The organism is Alteromonas australica, from assembly GCF_000730385.1.
In the GTDB taxonomy this organism is placed as follows: domain Bacteria; phylum Pseudomonadota; class Gammaproteobacteria; order Enterobacterales; family Alteromonadaceae; genus Alteromonas; species Alteromonas australica.
The window spans coordinates 3,506,153-3,531,607 of record NZ_CP008849.1; the positions used below are offsets into that span (position 1 = coordinate 3,506,153).

The window sequence follows — 25,455 nt, forward strand, 5'->3', positions numbered from 1 at the left end:
AATTTTTTCTGTGTCTTGAGTGCTTACCTAACAAAACCAAAAACTTACCAATAAGAATAAATTGGACTAACCAATTAACTAAAATTTTAGGCTTTTTGGCAAAATTTTCATCCACATTGGTCAAAACAATCTGTTATTGTAGTCGTTACAAATCGATGCACTTTTATTAACAAGTTCCCTACCCTTGTTAATAATGTCTTGAAGTGCGGCTGGTTAATAAGGAACTTACAAAAATGAATTTAAAGAAATTAACGTTTAGCCTACTCACCATTGGGATGAGTTTATCTCCCCTAACCCTTCAAGCGAGCGAGCACCCAAACCTTATTCTTACTGAATCTGGCGTTGAGAGAATGCGAGAAAATGTGGGGCAGGTTCCCTTGTTTGATAAAAGCCTTGCGTCAGTAAAACAACAAGTGGACGCAGAAATAGCCATGGGTATCGATACGCCCATTCCTAAAGATTTTTCAGGGGGCTATACCCATCAGCGCCATAAACAGAATTTCTTTATCGCACAAAAAGCCGGGGTGCTGTATCAGATTTTAGGCGACGAAAAGTACGCCAAATATATTCGCGATATGTTGTTTCAATATGAGGCCATGTACAAAGACCTTCCTCTCCACCCGCAAGAGCGATCTTACGCTCGGGGAAAGCTTTTCTGGCAATGCTTAAACGACAGTAATTGGCTGGTATACATGAGCCAAGCTTATGACGCCATATACAACTACCTTTCGAAAGATGAGCGCCAGGCATTAGAGACCAATCTATTTCGCCCCTTTGCCGACTTTATCTCAATCGAGAACCCACAATTTTTTAACCGTGTACACAACCATAGTACTTGGGGTATTGCTGCCGTTGGTATGATTGGCCTAGTGATGAACGATGAAGAACTCATTCAGCGCGCATTATACGGTATTGATGATGACGGTTTAGAGGTGGGCGGCAAAGATAATGACGGTGGCACCATCAAAGTAGAAGGTCAGCGCAAAGGCTTTTTCGCCAACTTAGAAGAACCTTTCTCGCCTGATGGCTACTATACCGAAGGCCCTTATTATCAACGCTATGCCATGTACCCTTTTCTTATTTTTGCACTGGCTATGGAAAACAACCGCCCCGACTTAAAGGTTCTTCAACATAAAGACAACGTATTGCTTAAAGGTGTAGATGCGTTATTGAATCTATCTGATGCTGACGGCGAATTCTTTCCATTAAACGATGGACAAAAAGGCATGTCTTACTACAGTGCATCGTTAGTCACAGCGGTAGACTTAGCTTATTTCTATGGCAACAAAGACCCTCAACTTCTGAGTATTGTGGAAAAGCAAGGGCAAGTACTGCTGCAAGAGTCGGGATTAGCCGCAGCGATAGGTGTTCGTGATGGAAAAGCCAAACCATACCTAAAGGGTTCTGTGAATTTAAGCGACGGTATTAACGGTAAACAAGGCGGCATTGGCGTTTTACGTCATGGAAATGAAGATTTAACCTTAGTGTTTAAATACGCCGCGCAGGGGTTAAGCCACGGGCATTACGATAAACTGTCCTTCTCACTGTATGAAAAAGGTGAGGAAGTTCTGCAAGATTATGGCCTTGCCCGGTTTGTCAATATCGAGCAAAAAGGCGGCGGTAACTACTTAAAAGAAAATACCACCTGGGCAAAAACCACAATTGCTCACAATACATTATCTATCAATCAGCAAAAGCATTTTGGTGGCGTTTATGATGTAGCAAGTCAACATCACTCAGAATTATTCACCTTCGACGCGAACAAAGATAATGTGAAAGTAGTGAGTGCAACAGAAGAGAATGCCTACCCTGGTACTTTCATGCACCGCACCATGGCGGTTATCAAAGAGGAGAGCTTTGAGAAGCCGTACCTTTTAGACATTATGCGAGTGACGTCAGACAGCGAAAATCAGTACGACCTTCCATTTTACTATTTGGGACAAGTGATTGATAACAATTTCGACTACCAATCACCGACCAGTTTACATCCGCTAGGCGAAGAAAACGGTTATCAACATCTCTATGTTGAAGGCCAAGGTAGCGCAGTAGAAGGCAATACTAAATTTTCATGGTTAGGCGCAGGTAAGTATTATACCTTGACCATGCTTACCGATGCACAAGACGATATTTATTTAACACGCATTGGCGCGAACGACCCTGAATTTAACCTTCGTCGTGAAGCTGGCATTATGCTACGCAGGGAAAAAACCCAAGATACCGTGTTTGTTTCGGTAGTAGAGCCGCACGGTTCATACAGCCCAGTCAGCGAATCGTCAAAAAACTCTAAAAGCAGTATTGCTAAGCTGGAATTAGTACTCAATAGTGCTAAGTATACGGGCGTGTCTATTGTCGATGTAAAAGGTAAAACCCAGCTATTTATTATTGCCAATAGCGACAACAGTGACACCGCTGAGCATGCAGTTACAATAGACGGAGAGACCTACCGCTGGACAGGGCCTTACTTTTATCAGTAGAAGGTTCACGAGGATATAAACCTATCTCTCACGGTGTAATAGCGTGTGAAAGGAAATATGGGGCTAAGTACTCAAAACTCAGCCCTTTAGCCGTGCGCTTTTGAAACCCTTTCCAGTAAGTATGGCTGTCTTTAGCCATGCCCTTTTCATCCATAGCCCATACCCCTTCATTCGCGTGAGGAACTAGGTTTAAATAGTCTTGCATGCTTGTGTCTTCTTTCAGGTATTTACCTAACCATGCGGTCACAAAGTGCTGAGCGATATTATTCATTCTCACGTTATCCCATACAGCATCTATGTAATGACCACTTACGTTAAACCCAAGCGCATCATTAAAATAGAACGATTCCTCTGGTGCCGGCATTACTGCCCCCGCATTGTGATTTGCATTCTCGTAAGTCAGTAAAGCTCGCTCGGTATTCTGCATTCCTTGCCATATAGCGCGTACGCCATTTTCATAACCAGACACATCGTCCTGAGAACCCGCCACCAGCATCATGGGGACAGACACAGTAGAAAGGGTTTCAGGGCTAAACATATAATAGTTCATTCCCCACGGCGCAAAGGCGATCACCGTTTTAAGGCGGCTATCTACTGATGCATGATAGCCAGCTTGATGACGCTTCAACGTAGCAAAAGGTGCGCTCTGAGGGCTGTTAACCGCCATTTCAGTTACACTCGCTCCAGCGGTAATTAACGCGCCATATCCCCCCATGGAATAACCAATTAGCGCTGTATTATCTGCATTAACCAATTTGTACAAAAACGAATCAACGTCATTTGACAGTGCAGCAACTTTGTCTAACACAAATTGCTGATCTACCGGCCGGTTTACTAAGGTAGACGCAAAAGCGGCTTGGGTCCTATAGGTAGAATCAGTGTGATCAATAGACACAACTACGTAGCCCTTAGAGGCAATGTTTTCTGCTAAATGTGATAATAAGAAACGGTTGCCTGGATAACCATGAGATACCAGTACTAAAGGAAACGGCGTATCAGCCTCTATAGGTGAAGCGTCTCGCATCGCCTTTCCATGAAGCGCCACTTGTGTTTTGCCATCGCGAATAAACGCCTTCAATGCCGTTTCACCTTTGGCATTTTCGCTGGCGGGGTACCACACTTCTACGGTTAACGGTCTATCGTAAGTGGGCAGTGATGATGGTTTGGGTTTAGATGCATCTAATTGCAGCATATCTATTTGCTTTGGGTTAACAAGATGCAGCGTTTTTACCCCAATATCATATGTACCATAAGCGGCAAGCTCTGGCGCGTCAGGTCGTTGGGTATCGATGCGGTTTTCGGCAACACTCAAGGCTGAATAAGTTAACGTGGCTAATAATAGAATAGCGCTACGCCACCCTAAGTTCCGTTTTGTCAGTGCGAATTTCGAACCTCTTAGTGGATTAATTTGCATAAGATTTCTGTCCATTTTATTTGTGTGTAGGGTCGCATTTTCCACCTCTACTCTACTGTATAAATATGAACAGAAAAATACATAACCTATGTATTGCAGGATTGCTTTTGATGCTATTTTTCAAATAGCTGAGGCGCCAATAAAGGAAAATCTTTCCATTGTGAGATAACACGAAAATCGTAGCCTTGGTCAAATGCCGTTTTAGCTAAGTGACTGGCACCCATATACCTGATAACCTGCATGTTCGCAGCTAATGCGCCTTCAATTCCTGCCATAGAATCCTCAATGACCAAGCATTTTTCAGGCGACACCCGCATTTTTTGGGCTGCGAGTAAAAATATATCTGGCGCAGGTTTGCCGTTTTCCACTTCTTCACTGGTGGTGATCGTTCCCTCGAAGAGTGCTGACAAACCTGTAGTTTCCAGAGAGAAGCTAACTCGAGATGGACTACTGCTGGTTGCAATACATCGTTTTACATTCAGTGAATTTAACACTTGCTCAAGCCCATCCGTTGGCTTTAATTCCTCGGCGAATACCACCAGTAATGCAGCAAGATACTCATCTCGAAAATCATCCGCTAAGTAGACATTAAAATCAGTGACAATTTGCTGCTTGGCAGACGGGAAGCTTTTTCCCAAAAAGTGCTTATCGAAATATTCACCAGTTATCACCACACCTAAGTCAGCTAGCATTGAGACAAGCACTTTTTTGCACAATATTTCACTGTCGATAAGCACCCCGTCGCAATCAAAAATAACCAGTTCAATATGATTAAAATCTGGTTTATGTATGGTGCTTTCCATGTTTATTTCTCGCTGCTTTGTCTATCAATCTTTGGCAAACGGGCAGTGCCCAGTCAGTCATAACCCCCTTGAACACTGCCTCAAACAGACTCAACGGGGCGCTCACAGGATGAACGCCGCCAGTTAGGCTGCACTTTCCTCACCCCACGACAAAGAAGGAATAGTTACCCCATCTTTATCGAAGTGCATTATTTTTTCTTTTGCAGCAGTAAGTTGGATGGTATCACCGTAATTGACCGCACAGTCGCCACCGGCTTTTACGGTTAGCGTACCCACACCATCCACATTTACATGCAAAAAGGTTTCAGACCCCAAATGTTCAATAACACCCACTTTTCCTGACCACAAACCTTTCTCTTGAGTAATAACAAAGTGCTCTGGTCGAACGCCTAACGTGTGCGTATCTTCGTCAGCGTTGGGCTGCACATCAATGAAGTTCATTTTGGGAGACCCAATGAAACCTGCCACAAAGCGGTTTACTGGCTTTTGATATAGTTCAAGAGGGGTACCGACTTGCTCAATGATACCACCATTAAATACCGCAATTCTATCGGCCATGGTCATCGCTTCCACTTGATCGTGAGTTACATAAATCATGGTGGTGGCTAAGCGCTTATGAAGTTCTGATATCTCTAAGCGCATGTTGACACGTAATGACGCGTCTAAGTTGGAAAGAGGCTCATCGAATAAAAAGGCAGAAGGCTGGCGCACAATAGCGCGCCCAATCGCCACACGCTGTCGCTGTCCCCCAGACAACTGTCCCGGCTTTCTATCGAGATAGTCGGTTAGGTTCAGCATTTTGGCTGCCTGTGCTATTTTTTGTTCAATCGTGGCGGCATCAACCTTGGCTCGCTTAAGTGGAAATGCAATGTTATTGCGCACTGACATATGCGGATAAAGCGCATAGGACTGAAACACCATCGCCAAGCCACGTTTTGCCGGGGGCATGTGAGTCGCATCTTGGTTGTCGATTTCAATACGGCCACTGGTAGTGTCTTCAAGGCCAGCAATCATGCGAAGTAACGTTGATTTACCACAACCTGATGGCCCTACAAATACGATAAACTCGCCGTCACGGATGTGTAAATCAAGAGGCTTTATCACGTTGACATCGCCAAAACTTTTTGTCACTTGCTTTAAAGTAATACTTCCCATTAGAGGTTCTCCTACTTAACCGCGCCGAAGCTAAGTCCGCGCACTAATTGTTTTTGACTAAACCAACCAAGAATTAAGATAGGCACCACGGCCATCACTGATGCGGCTGATAATTTTGCGTAAAATAACCCTTCTGGGCTTGAGTAACTGGCAATAAATGCGGTTAACGGTGCGGCGTTGGCCGCGGTAAGAATGAGCGTCCAAAAAGCTTCATTCCACGCTAAAATCACATTTAGCAGTAATGTTGATGCAATCCCTGGTAGTGCTATAGGCAGCAATACATGAAAGATTTCTTCCTTAATTCCGGCACCATCCATACGCGCCGCTTCAAGAATTTCATGAGGAATCTCTCTAAAGTAGGTGTAAAGCATCCACACCATGATAGGCAGGTTGATGAGTGTCATCACAATCACCAGCCCCAACCGTGTATCAAGTAAGCCAAAGTCTCGAAAGAGAAGATAAATAGGTATAAGCACACCCACTGGCGGTAGCATCTTAGTCGACAGCATCCACATCAATAAATTCTTAGTTCGCTTAGTTTGAACAAACGCCATGGACCACGCTGCAGGAATGGCAATGAGTAACCCCAACAAACTCGCTCCTAAGGAGATAACCACCGAATTAAGGAAATGGTCAAAATAGGGGGAACGAGCTAACACTTGGCTGTAGTTTTCTAGTGTCCACTCAAACATGAACAGACTCGGCGACGCCGAAATGGCTTCTGACTCTGTTTTGAAGCTGGTGATCATGGTCCATAAAATAGGAAAGAAGATCATTCCACTGATGGTCCACGCTACCAAGGTGTAGATAATCTTGGATTTATTTATATTTCGAGTTGCCATCACTTAACCCTCCAAATTTTTACCAATTAAGCGCATTAAGAAAATGGCAACAATATTGGCAATAATCACAGCCACTATGCCCCCAGCGGAACCCCCACCCACATCAAATTGAAGAAGTGATTGGGTATAAATCAAATACGTAATATTTGTTGATGAGTAACCTGGCCCACCGCTGGTGGTCACCAGAATTTCTGCGAAAATTGATAGCAGGAATATGGTTTCAATTAAAATGACAGCGGTGACAGCTCGTGATAAGTGGGGCAATACGATATAAACGAATTTGCTAAAAGGGCCGGCACCATCTAAGTCTGCGGCGTCGAGTTGTTCACGATCCAGTGATTGAATCGCCGTTAGCAAAATCAGCGCCGCAAAGGGCAGCCACTGCCAAGACACAATAATAATAATCGACAACAATGGCAGTTCCGCAAAGAAGTCTATTGGGGTAAACCCTAAGAAGGTCGCTAAATGTGCGAATAAACCATTGACGGGATTCATGAACATGTTCTTCCATACTAACGCCGATACCGTCGGCATGACGAAAAACGGCGCAAGCACCATAATGCGAACGTAGTTTCTTCCCCAAATAGCTTGGTCGAGCAACACGGCTAACCCAATACCACCGCAAATCGTGATAACTAACACTCCCCCCACCAGCATAAGGGTATTAAAGAATGACTCTACAAAAGCGGGGTCTGTTAAAAAGAACTCGTAATTCAAGAAGCCGATAAATTCATTATCGCCTGGCATGAGTAGGTTGTAGTCTAAAAACGAGAAATACAATGTCATGCAAAGTGGAACAATCATCCATGCCAATAGCAAAGTGACCGATGGAAAAAGCATTATTTTGGCTAACGTACGAGACTGAGTTGTCGCCATTACTAGACCCCTTACAAGTCAGTGGTAGGTAAGTACTGCAGCACCTTACCCACCGGTTAACGTCTTATTATTTTGGGTAGCGCGCTTTACGCATTGCTCTTTCAACAAGGCGCTGAGAGCTTTGAAGTGCTTGGTCGACTGTCATACGACCGGTCAAGGCAGCACTAAATTGCTGTCCTACCGCGGTGCCTATACCTTGGAACTCAGGGATTGCAACAAACTGCACACCTACGTAAGGTACGGGATCAACCGTGGGATTTTTGGGATCCGCCGAATTGATTGAATCAAGAGTAATTTGAGCGAATGGGGCGGCGTTCATATAATCAGGATTGGCATACAATGATGCTCGCGTACCAGGAGGTACATTTGCCCAGCCTTTCTTTTCTGCAACAAGTGAGGCGTACTCTTTAGACGTGGCCCAGCTTATAAACTTCATTGCAGCGTCTGACTTTTTACTGCTAGAGGGAATAGCTAACGTCCAAGCCCATAGCCAGTTACCGCGTTTGCCAAGGCCGTTGTCAGGCGCTAACGCAAACCCTACTTTATCTGCAACTTCAGAGTCTTTTTGGTTGGTGACAAAACCACCTGCCACTGTGGCATCAATCCACATACCACACTTTCCCGTTTGGAACAGTGCTAGGTTTTCATTAAAACCATTAGCAGATGCCCCTGGAGGGCCATACTTGTCCATCACATCAACATAGTATTCTAGGGTGGCTTTCCACGCATCTGAATCGAACTGTGGTTTCCAGTTTTCATCAAACCAACGGGCACCAAATGAGTTAGACATTGACGTAAGCAGAGCAATGTTTTCACCCCACCCCGCCTTGCCACGTAAACAAATACCGTAAACGCCCGCGTCTTTATCTGTCATGGCCTCTGCCGCAGTACGGATAAACTCCCATGTCGGAGCTTTGGGCATTTTCAAACCCGCTTTTTCCATCAAATCGGTGCGGTACATGACCATAGAGCTCTCGCCGTAAAAGGGCGCAGCGTAAAGCTTGTTGTCAACCGAAAGTCCACTTCGAATAGCGGGCAGCAAATCGTCAACATCGTAAGATTCGCCCAATCCATTTAGCGCTTCTAACCACCCCTGCTTACTCCAAATAGGCACTTCATAAGTGCCTATCGTCATCACATCATATTGCCCACCTTTTGTGGCAACATCGGTGGTCACTCGTTGGCGAAGAATATTTTCTTCTAACGTTACCCACTTGAGGCTAATGTCAGGGTTTTGCTTTTCAAAATCACTACTCAGTTCCTTCATGGTGATCATGTCACCGTTATTAACGGTAGCGATGGTTATGGTTTCTGCATTCACCGTGGAACCTAATGACAAGGCGCCGGCTAACAGTAGAGAAAGTTTTTTCAACATAGGGTAATCCCCTTAAGGTTTTAAAGATGCAACTTCCCCCTCCCCGCCTGGTGTTGTGCATTCACCACCGATAACAGGGATAGAGGTTTGCGTCGTTTATGACTATTAGGTTTTGGTTGGTTTACCCGCATGAGTAGGCTGAACTGTCGCGCTCATACGGGCAATGCTACACACGCTACCGTGTTAGAATTTCACTGATATTTCTGACGTGATACCGTCAAAGCCGGCGCCTATTTGGCCGCCAGAGTTTGTCCCTTCTTCCTGATCAACATATTCTACTTTCCAAAGTGTTCTGTCGTTGATCCAATACCCTGCCGAAACTTGAAGCCGGGTTACCTCGTTGTCGCTTTGCTCGATAAGATCAGAGGTATTTTCAGCTTCAGCATAGCGTGCTGCGACATAGAGTTTTTCAGGAATAACATACTGCTGTGCTTCAATAACCCAATAATCAACAGAGGAATCGGCTTCAATCACTTGATTAGAATCAAATGTGGTACCAGTAGGATCTAGCACGCCGTCGGTCCCAAAATAGGTAATACCGGCGACGGCATTACCTTCGGTATCTGCAAAGGTATAATCGTCACTGGCTTTACCTAGCATGAGGATAACGCTGGTTTGGTCTGAAGGCTGGTATGCAAGGTTTAATTGCATAATAGATTGATTCAACCCAGGCAATGCACCTACGTGTGTATCCCGTTCACTGGAAGCTGAAGCCGAGAAGTTATAGTTTTCACCATCACCAAAGCGATAGTTCGTGGTGGTGACGCCATCTAAGCTTGCGAGGCCGTTTTCAAACACCAGTTGGTCGCCTTGGTTGGCTTGGAAGATGTTTAAGCCCGCTTTGAAACCACCTTGAAACTCCAACGTGCCCTGAATACGGTAGTTGTAGCCTCTATCTTCTTGGAACGCTTCGCCAAAGCTAGACGTTGTCATGTGACCGGCGACGTTGTAGGCGCGAAGTATGCCGCCGTCAAAGGTTTCTGTATAACTTAATTGAATGCCGTTTTCTGCCGTTGCATAGTCAGTGATACCATTACCAATTAACGCATTTCCTTGGTTGTCTGCACCATCTTGGAAACCTTTAAATTGAAACGGTGACGCGCCAATATTACCTGCACGTAAAATTAAACTGGCATTTTCTTTCTCATACCCCGTGAGCCCAAACATATCGAATTCAATACCAGCGAAATCTTGGTGAAAGGAGAAATCTCGATCACCATTGTTACCAAAATCATTAGGTTCTTCTGCGATATCGATGTCTGCCGTAATGTTTTCAGTAATTTTGAATTTAAACATCAAGTTCACGCGTAAACGACCGAAACCGTCGGATTGCGTTTCATCTTCTGGGCGGAACGCGCCGTCTTTGGCCTGAATAGCCTGGTAATTTTGCATGGCCAAAAAGTTTACCTGTACTCGGCCATCAAGGAACTCATTGGGTTCACTAGGCGGCACATACATAGGCTTCTCTTCACTTAACTCTTGCGCCATTGAAAGCGCTGGCGTCGTCACTGCAATAATTGCAGCAGCGAGCGCGCTTAATTTGCTGGCCGTTTTGGTAGAACAAGTTGTAGAAAGATGACGCTGGTTGATGTCTAGCATTGTGAACCCTCTCAAGACTAATTTTTAATTTTTATTCCGCAAAACTGAATATGAAATGGAACATGACACTCTTAGAGTGTCACATTCAACAAACAGGCTTTTACTTTTTTACACCTGCTCAACATGAGGGCATATGACCATTTTATTATTTTATCGTCAACAATTTTTTTAACAATTAATTATCATTTCCACCCATACGAGATAATTAACATTAAATTTCAGATAGTTACTTGCAGTAAAAATTGTATTAAAATTTTGTATAAAGATGAAATATGAGAAGGGAAAACTGAAAAAATCATTTTCAAATTGATAAGAATTTACATTTTATGAACACGGAAATTAGAGGGCATACACCCCAATAAAAGGCACCTGCTCAAACTAAACCAAAAAAATCGGGTGTAAATTGCGTTGCGCGGGTACGCGATACTCGTCTCAATGGCGAGCACGACAATCTCTCTTAAGGCAAGGCACAATAAGGCTTTCAACTGGGGAAGGTACGACGATAATAGCCACTGAAGTACCCGTACCTTTTGTTACATTTAAACGAAAGTTTAATTATGCGTTCCATTTTTGTAGAGGCATAATGGCCATTCAAATAAAAATAATCACAGAAACGGATTTCAACATGTTAAAAAAATCCCCATTGATTTGCCTTGCCTTTGCCGTCACTCTGAGTGCATGTGGCGGTGGTGGTACGTCAAGTACCGACCCCGTTATTGAACCTCCCCCTCCCACGGGTGCTGATTTTTCTGAGTCTCCTTACGATTATGCAGTGTCAGGTCTTGATACCATTGATAGCATGATTCAATTAGGTCACCTCACCAATAACTTAATCTCGCAACCTAAAGGTACGACGGTTGGGGTTAAACAAATTTGTCAAAACGGTGGGGAAGCCATTGCGGCTTACAGTTCGGACTCATTTGATTTAAACGATGGCGAAATTATCTCGTTTGAATTCAATGACTGTTTTCGTTTTGAACTCGATGGCGTGGTAAGTGGAACACTTCAAATAGAGATTGTTGGAGTAGACACAGACACGGGCGCAATGTCCTATATTGCAACGCTTAACAGTCTTGAAGCAGAAGACGATTATGGCTCCATTTATTTGGCCGGCATCTACAGCATACAAAGCAGTCAGACAAAAGAAGCATCGTCGTTTTCAATTTCCGTTTCAGATCCCTTGTCCATCTCACAAGATGGTGACCTTGAAATTCTGATTGATGATCTTGAAATTGGCCATGTCCGCGATTGGCTTACTGCTCAATACAGCGTAACAGGCTACGGTGAGTTTCTTGAATCAAACGCCATCGATGCATTCCAATTTCGTATTGATGAGCCTGTGACTGGCTATTTTTCTGAATACCCCAATGAAGGACAAGTCACACTGACTTCAGATGTTTCTACTGACCTTGTTATTACCGCAAATTTTGTTACCGATTCAGCGCTATTTAATGTCGCCTTCGCAGATGAAACCGGTTTAGTCGACTGGGCAAGTGCTGTGAGTGGCGCGATGTGGAGTGTGGATACTGCCATTCATTATTCTGGCTATGCCACCAACCACAGAGTGGATAACTTCAACTATTTAGGCGTGAACGCCATTGCACTAGACACGTCAAACTTTCCTATCAATGAAAGCGTTGAATTTTACTTTTCACGTCCGATTAGCACAATAAATGCCTACAATACGCAGTTTACTACCTTTTTGTCAGCCAACAACAATGTGGATCTTGCCTTTGAGGTGGTCGGTTCAAAAGTCATAATGACACCATTGAGCCCGCTATCGCCTGGGGAAGAATATACCTTCCACGGCTTTGAAGCATTTGATGAATTGGGACAGTCTATTGATACCGGGTACCTTAATGTTTTCGCGTCTACCGACGCACTAGCAGACATTGAGTCAACGATCCTTTTTGCTCAAAGAGACATTGAGTCATCGGTATCGGTATCTGCCATATTTGCAAACAGTGGGGCCATTGCAGAGGTCACATGGAGTGAGGTTTCAGACTATGGGGTGGTATTCTCTGATGAGAAGAGCGTTGAAATTTATCTCGACGTATCCTCAGTACCCGCCGATGTTAACGACGTTGTTATCATGGCCGAAGTTAAAAGTGACAATGGCCTTATCGCGTATGCATCAAAACGTATTTTAATTGCCCCTGAGTCAGAAAATATCCTTGGATTTGTTAGTGAAGAGGGTGACTGGGTAGGCGGTGGTGAGTCGGTAATTTACGGAACTAACGACGGCACATTCACCGCAGAAACGTATTCGAGTAACTCTATAAAACTACGATTCGACTCTTCTTATTACAGTGACTATTGGACACTGAATATTCAAGCGCCTGAAGGGAGTGATATTGAACAGGGAAGATATGACAATGCCACTCGCTGGCCTTTTCAAGCGTCACTGGTAGCAGGCTTTGATTTTTCCGGCAACCACAGAGGATGCAACACCTTAGCAAGTGACTTTGAGGTGCTTGAAATTGAATTTAGCAATGGCCAACTCACTAAGCTAGCGGTAGATTTCACCCAATATTGTGAAGGTAGACAGAGCCCTCCACTCACTGGGGTAGTGCGCTTTAACTCAAGCGTCGACATTTAGAAGACAATTTATCTAGGGCGTACGGTTACGTATGCCCTAGAAAATTACTGCTAACTACCTTTCTACACCTTCACCCTATCTTTTTTTTCACCTTTTTTCTCGCCAATAGTATACAAATTAGCATTTACACCTTGTGTTTTTCTTCATGGGTCGACTTATGCTAGCTAACATTTTTTCTCCTTTCACACGCGTTACTGTATGGGTTACTTTTACATTGGCCATAACATTGTCGGTATATGCATCGGCACAATCTGCCTCTCTACCAAGTTACGATAAGCGTTTAAGCACCCTTGCGTATCCCTTTGAAGTACAGTCATTTACTCTTGAGAGTCAAGGGCAACACCTCTCTATGGCATACATGTACTTGCCACCCAAGGCCAGTAAGCCCGTCGTTACTCTCATGCATGGCAAGAACTTTAATGGCGCGTATTGGGAACAAACTGCTGCTATGTTGCACGAGCAAGGTTTTGGGGTACTGATTCCTGACCAAATTGGTTTTGGAAAATCATCAAAACCCACTCACTATCAATACAGCTTTGCCACCTTAGCCCATAATACCCGCGCTTTACTCGACACGTTAAAGATAAACCGCAGCATCATAGTGGGTCACTCCATGGGCGGTATGCTAGCCACTCGTTTTGCACTTCTATATCCTAAACTCACAGAAAACTTAGTGCTGATTAACCCTATTGGACTCGAAAATTATCTGATTTATGAAACTTATACGGACATAGAAAATGTGTATCAAAGTGAGCTAAAGAAAACCCCCGAAATGATTAAACGTTATCAACAAAAAAATTACTACGATGGCAATTGGAACGAACAATACGCCAAGCATGCGGCATTTTTACAAGGTTGGATAGAAGGCCCGGATTGGGACACGTTAGCACGTGTTAATGCCTTAACTTACGATATGATTTTTACCCAGCCTGTGGTTGAAGAATTTACCCACCTTAACGTCCCCACCACGTTGATACTAGGTACACGAGATAGAACAGCACCAGGCCGTGCCAACAAAAGAGACGATGTTACGCGGGAGCTAGGCCGTTATGACAAACTAGGGGCAGAAATAACAGCGCGAAACCCAAGCATTCAAGTTATCGAACTGGAAGGACTTGGCCACCTGCCACAGATAGAAGACTTTTCCCGTTTCAAGCCCAATTTTATACGCGCACTATCGACAAAATAACAACTCATTTGACCCAGGTCATCAATAAAAAATAAAAACACAAACGAGAGGAAATAATGAAAACAATCACCAATAGGCTGTTGCTAATATTCGTATTAGTGACCAGCTTTAGTGCACTGGCAGCCGACAAAAAAAGCGACCCCCGCGCTGATTACATAAGAGCAAACTACACGAAATACGAGTACCAAATTCCTATGCGGGACGATGTGAAGTTATTTACCTCTGTGTATGTCCCCAACGACGATAGCAAAACCTACCCCATGATGTTTCAGCGTACACCTTATCGCGTTGCCCCTTACGGTGCGGATAAATACAAAACGCGCTTGGGGCCAAGTGAGGACTTTGAGAAGGAAGGTTTTATCTTTGTTTTTCAAGATGTTCGCGGTAAGTTCATGTCTGAGGGCGAATTTGTCAATATGCGTCCTCAAGATGCATACAAACGTGGTAATTCAGCCACAGACGATGCGACGGACACCTATGACAGCATTGAATGGCTAGTGAAAAATGTAGACAACAATAATGGTAATGTAGGGATGTGGGGGACTTCATACCCAGGCTATTACACGTCAGTAGGTGCAATAAACAGCCATCCTGCGTTAAAAGCCATTTCTCCTCAAGCCCCCATTGCCGACTGGTTTTTTGACGATTTCCATAGGAATGGCGCGTTTGTCACGCCCATGGCATTTATCTTCTTCGATACCTTCGATAAACAGCGAGATGGGCAATTTGCTTATTGGCCGAAAGGGATGGATCAAGTCACTCCTGATGGCTATCAGTTCTTCAAAGATTTAGGCCCGCTAACGAACGTTAATGAAGATTACTTTAACGGCGAGCGACCATTTTGGAACGAAATTATTGCGCACCCTAACTACGATGACTACTGGCAATCACGCGATCTATTGCAACACCTTTCGAAGACGAAACCAGCCACCCTGGTCGTGGGCGGATGGTACGATACAGAAGACCTTTATGGACCCTTGTATACTTACCAAACCATGTCGCAGAAAAATAGTCAATCACACATCAAATTGGTGATGGGCCCTTGGTCACATGGCCAATGGAACAGTACAAAAGGTGGCGCAAGTCTGGGTGAAGCAAACTTTGGCTTTGACACTAGTGCTTGGTTCCAAAAAGAGGTGTTATTACCCTTTTTCAAACAGCATTTAAAAGGCGAAGGTGAGGCTAACCTTGCCACTGCGACTATGTTCGAAACCGGCAGTAATCGTTGGAAGAAGTTCGATACCTGGCCACCTAAAGCGGGTAATGTACAAACGCTATACCTTGGCAACAATGAACAACTTCTCGATGAAAACACAAGCAAAGGGGCAAGTGAATACATCAGCGACCCCAACAAACCCGTTCCTCATTCAGCAAAAGTCAGTCGCGGTTGGGATAAACCTTATATGGTTGAAGACCAACGCTTTGCCGCAAGACGCCCTGATGTGCTTGTTTTTGAAACCGACGTGTTAGAAAACGATATGACCATTGCAGGTGCCATTGATTTAGATCTTTGGTTTTCTACCACACAAACGGCCGCTGACATTGTCGTAAAAGTGGTCGATGTTTTCCCCGGTAAAGATGACAATACCAATAAAGTGGATAAAGAAACCGGTAATCGACACGAGTTAGTTCGCTGGAGTGTCATTCGAGGTAGATTTCGCGAAAGCATGAGCGAACCCAAACCTTTCGTTGCCAATCAACCCACAAAAGTCACCTTCGACCTGTACGACATACTTCATACATTTAAACGTGGGCACAAGCTACAAATACAAATTCAAAGTAGTATGTTTCCCTTTATCGACATTAATCCACAACACTATGTAGACAATATTTTTGAAGCGAAAGAGTCTGACTATGTTAAAGCGATGCACACCATTTACCACAACAAGGACTACCCAAGTGCCATACGCTTTAAAACATTAGACAACTGATCACAATGCGCCACCAGAAGCGCTAGTTTTAGCGCTTCTGGCCCACACCTTTATGCCTGTATAAAGGTGTATTGCAAAACACAATAATACATAACAACAAGTACCAACAACGGAAAATACACATGAAAAAGAGCGCAATAGCCCTAAGCTGTGTCAGCGTATTTCTTTTTAGCTGCGCAGCACCTAAGTCGATAACGCAACCTGATAGTACAACGCCCCTAGCGCAAACGGTTAAGCCGAATGAGTTGTCTACGCCTTACACGCTAAAAACTGGCGGCGAGATATCAGAGCACCAAAAACATCTCACCGTAGACAAAGCATTGCTACGCTTTTCATTCGATTTCGACAAAGAAATCCTGTTTGGCGATACCACGCTCACACTGAATGCATCAAAGCCACAATCGACGTTTTCTGTTGATTTAGATACCCGATTTACCCTGCAAGATGTATGGCTAAATGGCGAGCGATTACCCAACGATCGTTATAGCAACAAATACGGGGAACTCATTGTCTCTTCATCTTCATTAGTCGCATTTCCGGCCACGTTACGCGTTGTGTATTCAGGTCATCCGAGAACACCTATACGCGCGCCCTGGGATGGGGGGGTTATGTGGGAGAAAACCGCTGAAGGGCAACCTTGGTTAGCCACGGCGGTGCAAGGCGAAGGCTGTGATCTGTTTTGGCCATGTATAGACCAACCCTTTGGCGAACCCAATGAGACAGAGCTTTACATTACGGTGCCGAAACCTTTGGTTGCCGCCACCAACGGTGTACTTATTAACACCCATGATGAAGGTGACAACCGCACCTATCACTGGCAAACAAAGTCTGTTCACAATACCTATGGCATTGCGTTAAATATTGCACCATACAAGCAAATGACTACGCAATTTACCAGCATTTACGGAAACACTTATCCGCTTACCTATTACTACTTACCGGAGAAGGAAGATAAAGCAAAAGCGCTATTTGACGAACTACCGGAAATGATAACCTTCTTTGAACGTATGATTGGCCCTTACCCTTTTGCGGATGAAAAAGTGGGCATTGTACAAACCCCACATTTAGGTATGGAGCACCAAACGATTAATGCCTACGGTAATCAATATCGAAAAGATGATGGGGGTTACGATTGGCTGATGCAACACGAATTTGCCCATGAATGGTTTGGCAATCAACTCACTAATGACAACTGGGATCATATGTGGCTTCATGAGGGTTTCGGAACCTATATGCAACCACTATACGCACAGTACCTTCACGGTAATGAGGCCTACTTTGTTAAACTCAATGCCCAGCGCAAAGGGTTAGCTAACGCCCACCCCATCGTCAGTAATACTTTGATGTCTGAAGAAGATGTCTACGAAAAAGGGCCTGCGGGTGATATTTATGCAAAAGGCGCTTGGGTCATTCATACCTTGCGAGGCGTTATGGGCGATGACGCCTTCTTTCGTTCCGTCACCGAGCTAGTCTACGGTAGAACCGACCCTAAACCTGGTAACTTCAAACCTATTTTTGCTAATACACAAGATTTCATCGATATTGTAAATAAACATAGCGAATCGAACTTAGACTGGTTTTTCGACGTGTATCTTTTCAGTGCGGCTCTGCCTGAATTAACAATGACTCGCCATAAAGACAGTGTCACATTTGCTTGGAAAACTGACAACAACCTTCCCTTCCCTATGCCACTTGAAGTGAGTATAAACGGAAAAATCACCGAGCTTGATATGCAAACAGCGTTTAGCCTGCCAGTGAGCCAATTCGACACAGTGATTGCAGATCCTAATAGCAAAGTATTGAGATACGAACAGCGATATGAAGACTATAAAGCTTGGATAAAAGAAAATAGTAATACCAAGAAGAAGTAACGCTATAGGCATGTCTCTTTTGGATAACACCTTGTTGGTGCTTTTTAACCCAAAGAGGCATGCCGCAGCCTTACCACCTTACTGTTAGCGAATGAGTGCAGATTTTTGAACGACACCATAACACTACGTCAGCTCGCAAAAAGCTATAAGAAAAAGTGTGCTTTAAAGCCGCTCTCAGTTGCTATCCCTCACGGGAAGTTTCTATTAAGCGGTAGAAATGGCGTAGGAAAAACCACGTTATTAAAGATACTAGCCGGCTTGGAAGAGCCCTCAGAAGGCACAATTGAAAGGCCGCCGTGGGCATCAAGCGCTGCTATTGCCTCTGATTGTATCGTTTACCCAGAAATATTAGCGATTCGTGAGCTTGCCGACTTATATGTCAAAGAAGGTAAACTTGATAAAAATGCCTTTGAACAGCGCATTAAGCATTTCAATCTAACGCCATATTTATCAACCTTAGTGGGAGAACTATCAACCGGTTCGCTTCAGAAGCTACGCTTATGTTTAGCTTTAGCAAGCAGTCACCCGTTGGTGCTACTCGACGAACCGTTAAATGGCTTAGACAACGAAAGCGTACTCGTTGCATTAGATGAAATAGCACAGGAACAAAGGCCCATGATCATTGTTGACCATGAAAAGCGTTGTGCCCCACATGTGAAAGGGAAAATTAAAATAGATGACGCAGGATCATGCACTATAACGCCATAGTTGCTCGTTTGTTTAAAGCGCACAAAATTGAAAACAGAGGGTTATATTCCGCTATTTCCATAGCAGTTATGCTAATTTCACCAGTAATATTGCTGTTTTTTCCTTTATTGGGATATTGGATATTAGCCATGCCCGTTACCGACATTCGATTCTGGTTAGGGCTGAGTCTACTGCTTGCTATCAGCAAAAGCATGTTGTCTTTTCATTCCGCCGTGGTGAAAGTAAAGTATATCAACTGGGGGATAGACTGTTATGGCAAGCATAAGTTTTACACGCTGTACTGTGTCAATCGACTTATTGCATGCACCCCGGTCTTCATTTTGCTCGCGATTGGATATGCTAAAGCCCCATTGACTCCCTCTAGTATAATAAGCGGTATCACGATAAGCCTTATTTTAGCCGGTTTTATTACCTTAGACAGCGTTTGGCGTTTAGCATCATCAACACCAGCGACGTCCTTCGCTTACTCATTCCAACTACGCTTTTTGCTAACGCCTCTTTTGCGGCTTTATTTAAGGTGGATACTGTTTTTATTCGCCCTTAGCGTGCAGATATACCTTATGGACTCGCAGCAGTCATTTTTATTCAACCTTGGCATTTTTACATTTATCGGTATGTTTACTTTTACCCTGCTATATACATGCAGCGCGTATTGTTTTAACTATGTAGAATCCCATCGCCTATTTTTAATGAGTCTTTCTGCTAGGTTTTATCAATCTTGCTGGCGCAATACTCGCGTTGTACTTTTCTTCATTTGGGCTATCGCGATCGCCTTACCTTGGTCAAGATTACTTCTTTTTTAACCCTCTTTCTTGTCATTTACCTCGTCTACCCCACCAACTGGTATTACCAATAAAGAGGTTGTAACAGGGTGTCATCTGCGCGACGCTTTTTCAGGGTGCCATATTCGATAAACTCAGTGTCATTCGCTAGCTTCCGTGACATTTTTACGCGTTTACTTAATGTGCAAGGGCAATAGGGCTAATCCATTCACGCTAACAAAGGCTTTTTTCGAATAAATCTCTTTTAAGCGCCTTCCATGTGCATTTTTTTGTACTTTTTCGTCACTTTTTGTTTAGAACCAACCCGTATCAACACTGGCCTGTCGATTAAATTAACAAAAAACCAAAAAATAATAGAACAAAATTTACACTTTATTGCCTTATCTGGTAGACCAATATATTTTAATGCTCTAATATTGGTAAACATTCATTGTCATACACATACAAAGAGAAACGAGTTATGTCTAAGAAAATTGCATTGGTTACAGGGGCTACTGGCGGAATTGGATTTCAAGTAGCAAAGCGTCTAGGTGAAGACGGCTATACTGTTGTATTAAACGGTATCGAAGATGACAAAGGCGCGGAACGCGTAGAAGAGCTAGCAGCACTGGGGATTGAAGCAGAATATTATGGCTTCGATGTTACTAACGACGAAGCGGTGACAGAAAACGTTAAAGCCATCGGCGAAAAATACGGTCAAATCGATGCGGTTATTAACAATGCGGGCGGTTTAGGTGGAAGAAGCCCAATGGAAGAGATGACCACTGAGTTTTACCGCTCGGTCATGGCACTCAACTTAGACAGCGCTTTCTTCGTTTCTCGTGCGGCCATTCCTTATCTTAAGAAAACCACTGGCGGCTCCATCGTTAACTACACATCGAATGCAGCTTGGAATGCGGGTGGCCCAGGTGCAGGTATCTACGGCGTATCAAAAGCAGCGGTTAATACGTTAACCCGTGCACTTGCTAAAGAACTTGCTCCTGCAGGTATTCGCGTGAATGCTGTATCTCCAGGCACTATCGATACGCCATTCCACGCGCAAATTAAAGCCACTAAGCCAGAAGTATTTGCGTCATGGAAAGACAGCATTCTGTTGGGCCGATTAGGTCAGCCGGAAGAAGTAGCCTCTGTTGTTTCTTTCTTAGTGAGTGAAGATGCGTCATTTATTACTGCAGAAACTGTTCAAATTGGTGGCGGCCAAGCTCTAGGGATTTAATTCCTATCTGTATTAACGAAAGAGCAAGGCCATGGGCGTTGCTCTTTCGCATTTGCCCTCCTTACCATCATAACCTTTTCAACCACGGGAAGGTGTTGAACATAGACATTTAGCGACACCCAGAGGCATGACATGTTGCAATTTCATACATTAACCGACGAAGAAGTTCGTCAGCTTTCAGACACGCTATTTAACGCTCGCACAACAGGCAAAGCGCTACCTGAGTTTCCGGGCAAACTCCCCGCCACACTAGAGCAAGCCTATGCGGTACAAGATCTTTCTATTGCAGCTTCTGACGATAACGTTGTGGGCTGGAAAGTCGGCATGGTTATTCCAGAGCTTCGTGAGCAAATGAAGTCTGAGCGCATAATGGGGCCAGTCTTTAAGAATGTGGCACACTTTATTGGGCATTCTCACGGTGATAATGAGTACATAGAACTGCCTGTCTATACCGATGGTTTTATTGCGGTTGAAGCTGAACTCATGATTGAGATTAACCGCGAGATCACGCCTGGCAGTATAGATACTTCTGCGGATCTATCTCATTTGATTCGTCACGTTTATACCGGTGTCGAAATAGCCAGTAGCCCAGTGAAGGACTTAAATGACTACGGCCCTACTGCGATAATTGCAGACTTTGGCAATAACCACGGCATGGTGGTAGGTGCGCCAATCGAGGATTGGCAATCAAAAATCGCGACCATTGAAACTAAGTGTTTCATCAATGATGAACTGATTAACTCCGCCCCTGCCAACAATGTATTAAATGGGCCAATGGCGGCATTTGCCTATCTTATAGACCAAGCAAGTAAACGTAATATCACGTTACCGAAGGGCACAATGGTGTGCTCGGGAGCGATTACCGGTGTTCACGAAACCTTAGTAGGCTCAACGTCCACGGTAGACTTTGGTGAGGCGGGTAAGATCAATATGAAGTTAGTGGCATTTTAAGCGACAAAACTTCTGATTAATATGAAGGGTGTGTAGTTATTGGCATGTGGTACAAGTGACCACTGCCAATAACAGTTAAAGACATGACTTTAAGTTATGATGCCGACGGGCGCGATGTGCCTTGCCTATTTCCTTCATGCCTTCTGCCTGAAGAAGCATTACCTGCCGCTTTTTGATGAGGACGACGACGAGACGAACGCGGTTGACCATTCCCTTGATTATTTCCTGCTGACGCAGCCCCTTGCTTAGGCTTTTTGGCTTTCTTCGGCTTTTTCGGTGCAGACAATGTCGTGTCTGGTACGTTAACCTGAGGTTCAAACCCATCCATGACTTCACGAGGTAACAGACGCTGTATTAAGGTTTCAATGTCTTTTAACTGCTGCAGTTCATCTGCACTCACGAAAGACCACGCTTGACCACTTGCTCCCGCTCGCCCTGTACGGCCTATACGGTGAACATAATCAGCTGCCGTGTTGGGTAAATCGAAGTTCACCACCACAGGTAGCTCACTGATATCAATTCCACGTGCTGCAATATCCGTGGCTACAAGTACGCCAATTTCACCGTTTTTAAACCCTGATAACGCTTTCGTTCTCGCGCCTTGGCTTTTATTTCCGTGTATGGCCGCGCTAGGAATACGAGCTTTAGAGAGCTTCTCGGCAATACGGTTAGCGCCATGCTTAGTTCGGCTAAACACTAGTACTTGCTTCCAGTTGTTTTGTTTTATTAAGCAAATAAGCGCGGTGGTTTTCTTTGCTTTATCAAGGGTAACTAAGCGTTGCTCAATTTTGTCTACCGTGGTGTTTGCCGGCGCGGTAGAAACCTTCACTGCGTCTACCGTAATCGTGTGAGCAAGTGTAGTGATCTCTGGAGAAAACGTAGCGGAGAACAATAAGGTCTGACGTTTTGCAGGTAACAATTTTAAGATACGTTTAATATCGTGGATAAAACCCATATCCAGCATACGGTCTGCTTCATCAAGCACTAACATTTCAAGTTGGTCAAACTTCACCGCATTTTGCTGAAACAAATCCAGTAAACGACCCGGTGTGGCAATCAGTACATCTACACCAGAGCGCAGTGCTTTCATTTGTGGGTTAATGCCTACCCCACCAAATACCACAGCCGTTTTTAGCGAAAGAAACGCATTAAATCCACGAACGTTATCTTCCACCTGCGCTGCTAATTCTCGGGTTGGCGTTAAGATTAGCGCTCTTACTCGATTGGATGAGGCAGGCTTACCTGATGATAGTTTATGTAACATAGGCAAGGAAAACCCTGCCGTTTTGCCAGTGCCAGTTTGCGCAGCGGCTAACACGTCTTTACCTTCAAGTACTAGCGGGATTGCTTGTTCCTGAATGGGAGACGGCGACGTGTAACCCTGTTTTTCAATAGCTTGTAAAAGCGGGGTTGACAGTCCCAACTCAGTAAATGACATATGATGACTCCTAAAAAATAAAATGCGCTATGAGATATAGCCTAGGGGCGCTGGAGAGCTATCAGTTTGTAGCAGGCTTAAAACGGTAAAGGTCACTATGTGAATCGCGTGAGGGACTGACAGAGAACTAACGGCTGAAGCGTTTATCAAATTTAAATAGTACCAACTTATTAGGCGCGCATACTACCACTGTTGCGCCCTTCAAGCCAGATTAATTTTTAATCAAACCTAGACTAAACCTATCCTCTAAGTCAGTTATCTACTGTATTCAACTGCGTATCATGAGTAGCGCTAATCAACACCCTAATGCAAAACCTAAGAGGAAATAACATGCAACCACTACTCCAAAATGATATTCAACGTACCTGCGGGGCAGCAATGAACGGCACTACAACTTTGACAACCCAGGCTAGCGCGTCTGTGCGTATCGATAACTCTATTTATAGTCACTCTCCAAGCCAGAGTGCATCGACTGTCGTTGTGGCGCACAGCTACGTTTCAGATAATGTTGCTTGGTCATTGAGAAAGTAACTCTGCCAACATGAGAAACAAAAAAGGGTGTTCACCGATAACCTAGGCGAACACCCCTTCTATGTACTATTTTTGTTTTACGCTTTTACTTTTGCGCAGGCATCAGTAATTTTTTGCCATTCCTGATTCACCACCCAATCAGTTTTAGCGACCCAAGTGCCGCCAATAGCGAAAACATTATTTAAGCTTAAATAGTCTTGGTAGTTGTCTTGAGATATACCGCCAGTTGGACAAAATTTGGTATCTTTGAATAGACCGCCTACTGCTTTGAGGAAGCCTGCACCGCCCGATAAGGCTGCAGGAAATAGCTTAAGTTCTCTAAAACCATGCTCTCTGGCTAATACAATATCAGCCACGGTAGACACGCCTGGTATCACTGGCTTACCGCATTGGGTCAGTTTACTCAGTAATTTCTCGGTGACCGCTGGTGTCACGATGAAATCGGCACCAGCTTCTAGCGCCACATTTAACGATGCTTCGTCAACAATGGTCCCCGCGCTTACAATCATTTCAGGCAACTCAGCCTTTATCGCAGACAGGGCTTTTGCTGATTGCTCTGAACGTAAAACAACTTCAACGGTTTTTAGTCCAGCAGCATGCATGGCCTTTGCAATAGCCACCCCATCATGTTCGTTGTCTACCTGAATAATTGGCAGCAAAACCTGCCCATCCATTAATGACGATACTGAATCCATATCACTTTTCTCTCAATGTGTTATCTGACTATTAAGCCAAATTTTGTACGAAATCTTGATAAGTGCCCGCTTCTACAATGGCACCACGATGTTGAATAACAAATGCAGCGCATTTAGACGCTTTCTGTACAGCGTCTTCTATCTCTACGCCGGCTAAACGTGCCCCTAAGTAAACACCATTAAACGCATCGCCAGCAGACGTGGTATCCACCACTTTCGTAGCTGGCGTGAGAGGGATAGTCATCCGGTTACCCTCGGCAATAACCGTAACGGGATCACTACCATTTTTTATGATAATTTCATCAAACGTAAACTGCTCTAAGTAACTAATGACTTCATCAATGGTTTCAAAACCATATAAAAAATTAAAATCTTCGAGTCCTGGCAAGACGACATCCGCCAGTTCAAAAGCCTTCGCATAAAGCGCTTTCGCTGCCTCATTATCACGCCACAGAGACGGTCGGTGGTTCATGTCAAAGACTAATTTTGTGCCCGATGCTTTAAGCTTACTTAGCAGCATCCAATATTGTGCTAAATCATCTTCATTCAAAATAGCGAGTGCAATGCCAGAGAACAACACCATATCCAATGCGGTCATAGACGCGATATCAGTCGCATCAAACATAGACATCATTCGTTTTGCGGCAGAATCTGAACGCCAGTAGATAAACGAACGCTCACCCTCGTCATCAGTGTATATTCTGTATAAACCAATATGCTTTTCAGTATCGCGTTTTAAGAAACGTGTACTGATATTTTCTTCTTCCACCCCCGCGACCATTTGGTCACTTAAAGGATCGCTTCCTACGGCACTAATATAAAACGTTTCATGTTGGTTAAACGTGCGCTTTAGATACACTGCAGAATTATACGTATCGCCTGCAAACCCTTCTGATAGCTGGCCATCAAGCTCTTTTAGCTCGGCCATGCATTCACCAATAAATCCCACTCTCATGTATGCGGACTCCGAAATGTCTTCACCTATGCCCATTTACTGGCCTAGGGA

The 25,455-nt window shown here is 44.2% G+C and carries 20 protein-coding genes; 10 read left to right on the forward strand and 10 right to left on the reverse strand.

What is annotated here, in order from left to right; translation table 11 throughout:
• Positions 1–233: 233 nt before the first annotated feature.
• On the forward strand, positions 234–2,474 hold the full coding sequence (locus tag EP13_RS15315; RefSeq protein ID WP_044058043.1) for a heparinase II/III domain-containing protein: 2,241 nt from the start codon (positions 234–236) through the stop codon (positions 2,472–2,474).
• A 28-nt stretch (positions 2,475–2,502) separates the two neighbouring features.
• Here the strand turns inward: EP13_RS15315 and EP13_RS15320 are convergent, their stop codons facing one another.
• The 7 genes from EP13_RS15320 to EP13_RS15350 all read right to left on the reverse strand — a co-directional run bounded on the left by EP13_RS15320 (position 2,503) and on the right by EP13_RS15350 (position 10,397).
• Entirely contained in the window at positions 2,503–3,888 is a 1,386-nt protein-coding gene (locus EP13_RS15320) for an alpha/beta hydrolase family protein (protein WP_081869518.1), read from the reverse strand.
• Between the two features lie 113 nt (positions 3,889–4,001).
• Positions 4,002–4,691, reverse strand: coding sequence for an HAD family hydrolase (locus EP13_RS15325; protein ID WP_044058044.1), 690 nt, complete (start codon positions 4,689–4,691; stop codon positions 4,002–4,004).
• 123 nt (positions 4,692–4,814) lie between these two features.
• Positions 4,815–5,846, reverse strand: a complete 1,032-nt coding sequence (locus EP13_RS15330; RefSeq protein WP_044058045.1) for an ABC transporter ATP-binding protein — start codon at positions 5,844–5,846, stop codon at positions 4,815–4,817.
• Positions 5,847–5,857: 11 nt separating this feature from the next.
• Complete coding sequence (locus EP13_RS15335; RefSeq protein WP_044059057.1) at positions 5,858–6,688, reverse strand: carbohydrate ABC transporter permease; 831 nt, start codon at positions 6,686–6,688, stop codon at positions 5,858–5,860.
• Between the two features lie 3 nt (positions 6,689–6,691).
• Positions 6,692–7,564, reverse strand: coding sequence for a carbohydrate ABC transporter permease (locus EP13_RS15340; RefSeq protein WP_044058046.1), 873 nt, complete (start codon positions 7,562–7,564; stop codon positions 6,692–6,694).
• Positions 7,565–7,631: 67 nt separating this feature from the next.
• On the reverse strand, positions 7,632–8,939 hold the full coding sequence (locus EP13_RS15345; protein ID WP_044058047.1) for an ABC transporter substrate-binding protein: 1,308 nt from the start codon (positions 8,937–8,939) through the stop codon (positions 7,632–7,634).
• 183 nt (positions 8,940–9,122) lie between these two features.
• Positions 9,123–10,397 carry a hypothetical protein gene (locus EP13_RS15350; protein ID WP_081869586.1) on the reverse strand — a complete coding sequence of 425 codons (1,275 nt, stop codon included), beginning with the start codon at positions 10,395–10,397 and terminating at the stop codon, positions 9,123–9,125.
• Positions 10,398–11,163: 766 nt separating this feature from the next.
• On the opposite strand from EP13_RS15350, the gene EP13_RS15355 reads away from it, so the two are divergent.
• From EP13_RS15355 to EP13_RS15395, 8 genes are all read left to right on the forward strand, one after another.
• The gene (locus EP13_RS15355; protein ID WP_156026766.1) at positions 11,164–13,137 is read left to right on the forward strand and encodes an Ig-like domain-containing protein; all 1,974 of its coding nucleotides are present in this window, start codon (positions 11,164–11,166) and stop codon (positions 13,135–13,137) included.
• 157 nt (positions 13,138–13,294) lie between these two features.
• Entirely contained in the window at positions 13,295–14,326 is a 1,032-nt protein-coding gene (locus EP13_RS15360; protein ID WP_052364447.1) for an alpha/beta fold hydrolase, read from the forward strand.
• Between the two features lie 56 nt (positions 14,327–14,382).
• Positions 14,383–16,257, forward strand: a complete 1,875-nt coding sequence (locus EP13_RS15365) for a CocE/NonD family hydrolase (RefSeq protein ID WP_044058049.1) — start codon at positions 14,383–14,385, stop codon at positions 16,255–16,257.
• A 122-nt stretch (positions 16,258–16,379) separates the two neighbouring features.
• On the forward strand, positions 16,380–18,128 hold the full coding sequence (locus EP13_RS15370; protein ID WP_044058050.1) for a M1 family metallopeptidase: 1,749 nt from the start codon (positions 16,380–16,382) through the stop codon (positions 18,126–18,128).
• A gap of 105 nt (positions 18,129–18,233) precedes the next feature.
• Positions 18,234–18,836, forward strand: a complete 603-nt coding sequence (locus EP13_RS15375; protein WP_044058051.1) for an ATP-binding cassette domain-containing protein — start codon at positions 18,234–18,236, stop codon at positions 18,834–18,836.
• The gene (locus EP13_RS15380; protein WP_044058052.1) at positions 18,818–19,639 is read left to right on the forward strand and encodes a hypothetical protein; all 822 of its coding nucleotides are present in this window, start codon (positions 18,818–18,820) and stop codon (positions 19,637–19,639) included. Before EP13_RS15375 ends, EP13_RS15380 begins: the two co-directional genes overlap by 19 nt.
• 439 nt (positions 19,640–20,078) lie before the next feature.
• Complete coding sequence (locus tag EP13_RS15390) at positions 20,079–20,834, forward strand: SDR family NAD(P)-dependent oxidoreductase (RefSeq protein WP_044058054.1); 756 nt, start codon at positions 20,079–20,081, stop codon at positions 20,832–20,834.
• Positions 20,835–20,966: 132 nt separating this feature from the next.
• Positions 20,967–21,785 carry a 2-keto-4-pentenoate hydratase gene (locus EP13_RS15395; protein WP_052364448.1) on the forward strand — a complete coding sequence of 273 codons (819 nt, stop codon included), beginning with the start codon at positions 20,967–20,969 and terminating at the stop codon, positions 21,783–21,785.
• Between the two features lie 94 nt (positions 21,786–21,879).
• Here EP13_RS15395 and EP13_RS15400 read toward each other — a convergent pair whose 3' ends face one another.
• Entirely contained in the window at positions 21,880–23,223 is a 1,344-nt protein-coding gene (locus EP13_RS15400) for a DEAD/DEAH box helicase (protein WP_044058055.1), read from the reverse strand.
• Between the two features lie 330 nt (positions 23,224–23,553).
• Here EP13_RS15400 and EP13_RS19270 point away from each other — a divergent pair, with 330 nt between their 5' ends.
• Positions 23,554–23,754: a hypothetical protein gene (locus tag EP13_RS19270; RefSeq protein ID WP_156026767.1), complete on the forward strand. Its 201-nt coding sequence runs from the start codon at positions 23,554–23,556 to the stop codon at positions 23,752–23,754.
• Positions 23,755–23,831: 77 nt separating this feature from the next.
• Here the strand turns inward: EP13_RS19270 and eda are convergent, their stop codons facing one another.
• Together eda and EP13_RS15410 are read right to left on the reverse strand one after the other, a co-directional pair.
• Positions 23,832–24,449 carry a bifunctional 4-hydroxy-2-oxoglutarate aldolase/2-dehydro-3-deoxy-phosphogluconate aldolase gene (eda, locus tag EP13_RS15405; RefSeq protein ID WP_044058056.1) on the reverse strand — a complete coding sequence of 206 codons (618 nt, stop codon included), beginning with the start codon at positions 24,447–24,449 and terminating at the stop codon, positions 23,832–23,834.
• 31 nt (positions 24,450–24,480) lie between these two features.
• Positions 24,481–25,404, reverse strand: a complete 924-nt coding sequence (locus EP13_RS15410; protein ID WP_044059061.1) for a sugar kinase — start codon at positions 25,402–25,404, stop codon at positions 24,481–24,483.
• Positions 25,405–25,455: the final 51 nt, after the last annotated feature.

Excerpts from the sequence above, each read along its gene's own strand:
- EP13_RS15315 (WP_044058043.1), top strand. The coding sequence starts at position 234 with ATGAATTTAAAGAAATTAACGTTTAGCCTACTCACCATTGGGATGAGT.
- EP13_RS15320 (WP_081869518.1), bottom strand. The coding sequence starts at position 3,888 with ATGCAAATTAATCCACTAAGAGGTTCGAAATTCGCACTGACAAAACGG.
- EP13_RS15325 (WP_044058044.1), bottom strand. The coding sequence starts at position 4,691 with ATGGAAAGCACCATACATAAACCAGATTTTAATCATATTGAACTGGTT.
- EP13_RS15330 (WP_044058045.1), bottom strand. The coding sequence starts at position 5,846 with ATGGGAAGTATTACTTTAAAGCAAGTGACAAAAAGTTTTGGCGATGTC.
- EP13_RS15335 (WP_044059057.1), bottom strand. The coding sequence starts at position 6,688 with ATGGCAACTCGAAATATAAATAAATCCAAGATTATCTACACCTTGGTA.
- EP13_RS15340 (WP_044058046.1), bottom strand. The coding sequence starts at position 7,564 with ATGGCGACAACTCAGTCTCGTACGTTAGCCAAAATAATGCTTTTTCCA.
- EP13_RS15345 (WP_044058047.1), bottom strand. The coding sequence starts at position 8,939 with ATGTTGAAAAAACTTTCTCTACTGTTAGCCGGCGCCTTGTCATTAGGT.
- EP13_RS15350 (WP_081869586.1), bottom strand. The coding sequence starts at position 10,397 with ATGTATGTGCCGCCTAGTGAACCCAATGAGTTCCTTGATGGCCGAGTA.
- EP13_RS15355 (WP_156026766.1), top strand. The coding sequence starts at position 11,164 with ATGTTAAAAAAATCCCCATTGATTTGCCTTGCCTTTGCCGTCACTCTG.
- EP13_RS15360 (WP_052364447.1), top strand. The coding sequence starts at position 13,295 with ATGCTAGCTAACATTTTTTCTCCTTTCACACGCGTTACTGTATGGGTT.
- EP13_RS15365 (WP_044058049.1), top strand. The coding sequence starts at position 14,383 with ATGAAAACAATCACCAATAGGCTGTTGCTAATATTCGTATTAGTGACC.
- EP13_RS15370 (WP_044058050.1), top strand. The coding sequence starts at position 16,380 with ATGAAAAAGAGCGCAATAGCCCTAAGCTGTGTCAGCGTATTTCTTTTT.
- EP13_RS15380 (WP_044058052.1), top strand. The coding sequence starts at position 18,818 with ATGCACTATAACGCCATAGTTGCTCGTTTGTTTAAAGCGCACAAAATT.
- EP13_RS15390 (WP_044058054.1), top strand. The coding sequence starts at position 20,079 with ATGTCTAAGAAAATTGCATTGGTTACAGGGGCTACTGGCGGAATTGGA.
- EP13_RS15395 (WP_052364448.1), top strand. The coding sequence starts at position 20,967 with ATGTTGCAATTTCATACATTAACCGACGAAGAAGTTCGTCAGCTTTCA.
- EP13_RS15400 (WP_044058055.1), bottom strand. The coding sequence starts at position 23,223 with ATGTCATTTACTGAGTTGGGACTGTCAACCCCGCTTTTACAAGCTATT.
- EP13_RS19270 (WP_156026767.1), top strand. The coding sequence starts at position 23,554 with ATGCAACCACTACTCCAAAATGATATTCAACGTACCTGCGGGGCAGCA.
- eda (WP_044058056.1), bottom strand. The coding sequence starts at position 24,449 with ATGGATTCAGTATCGTCATTAATGGATGGGCAGGTTTTGCTGCCAATT.
- EP13_RS15410 (WP_044059061.1), bottom strand. The coding sequence starts at position 25,404 with ATGAGAGTGGGATTTATTGGTGAATGCATGGCCGAGCTAAAAGAGCTT.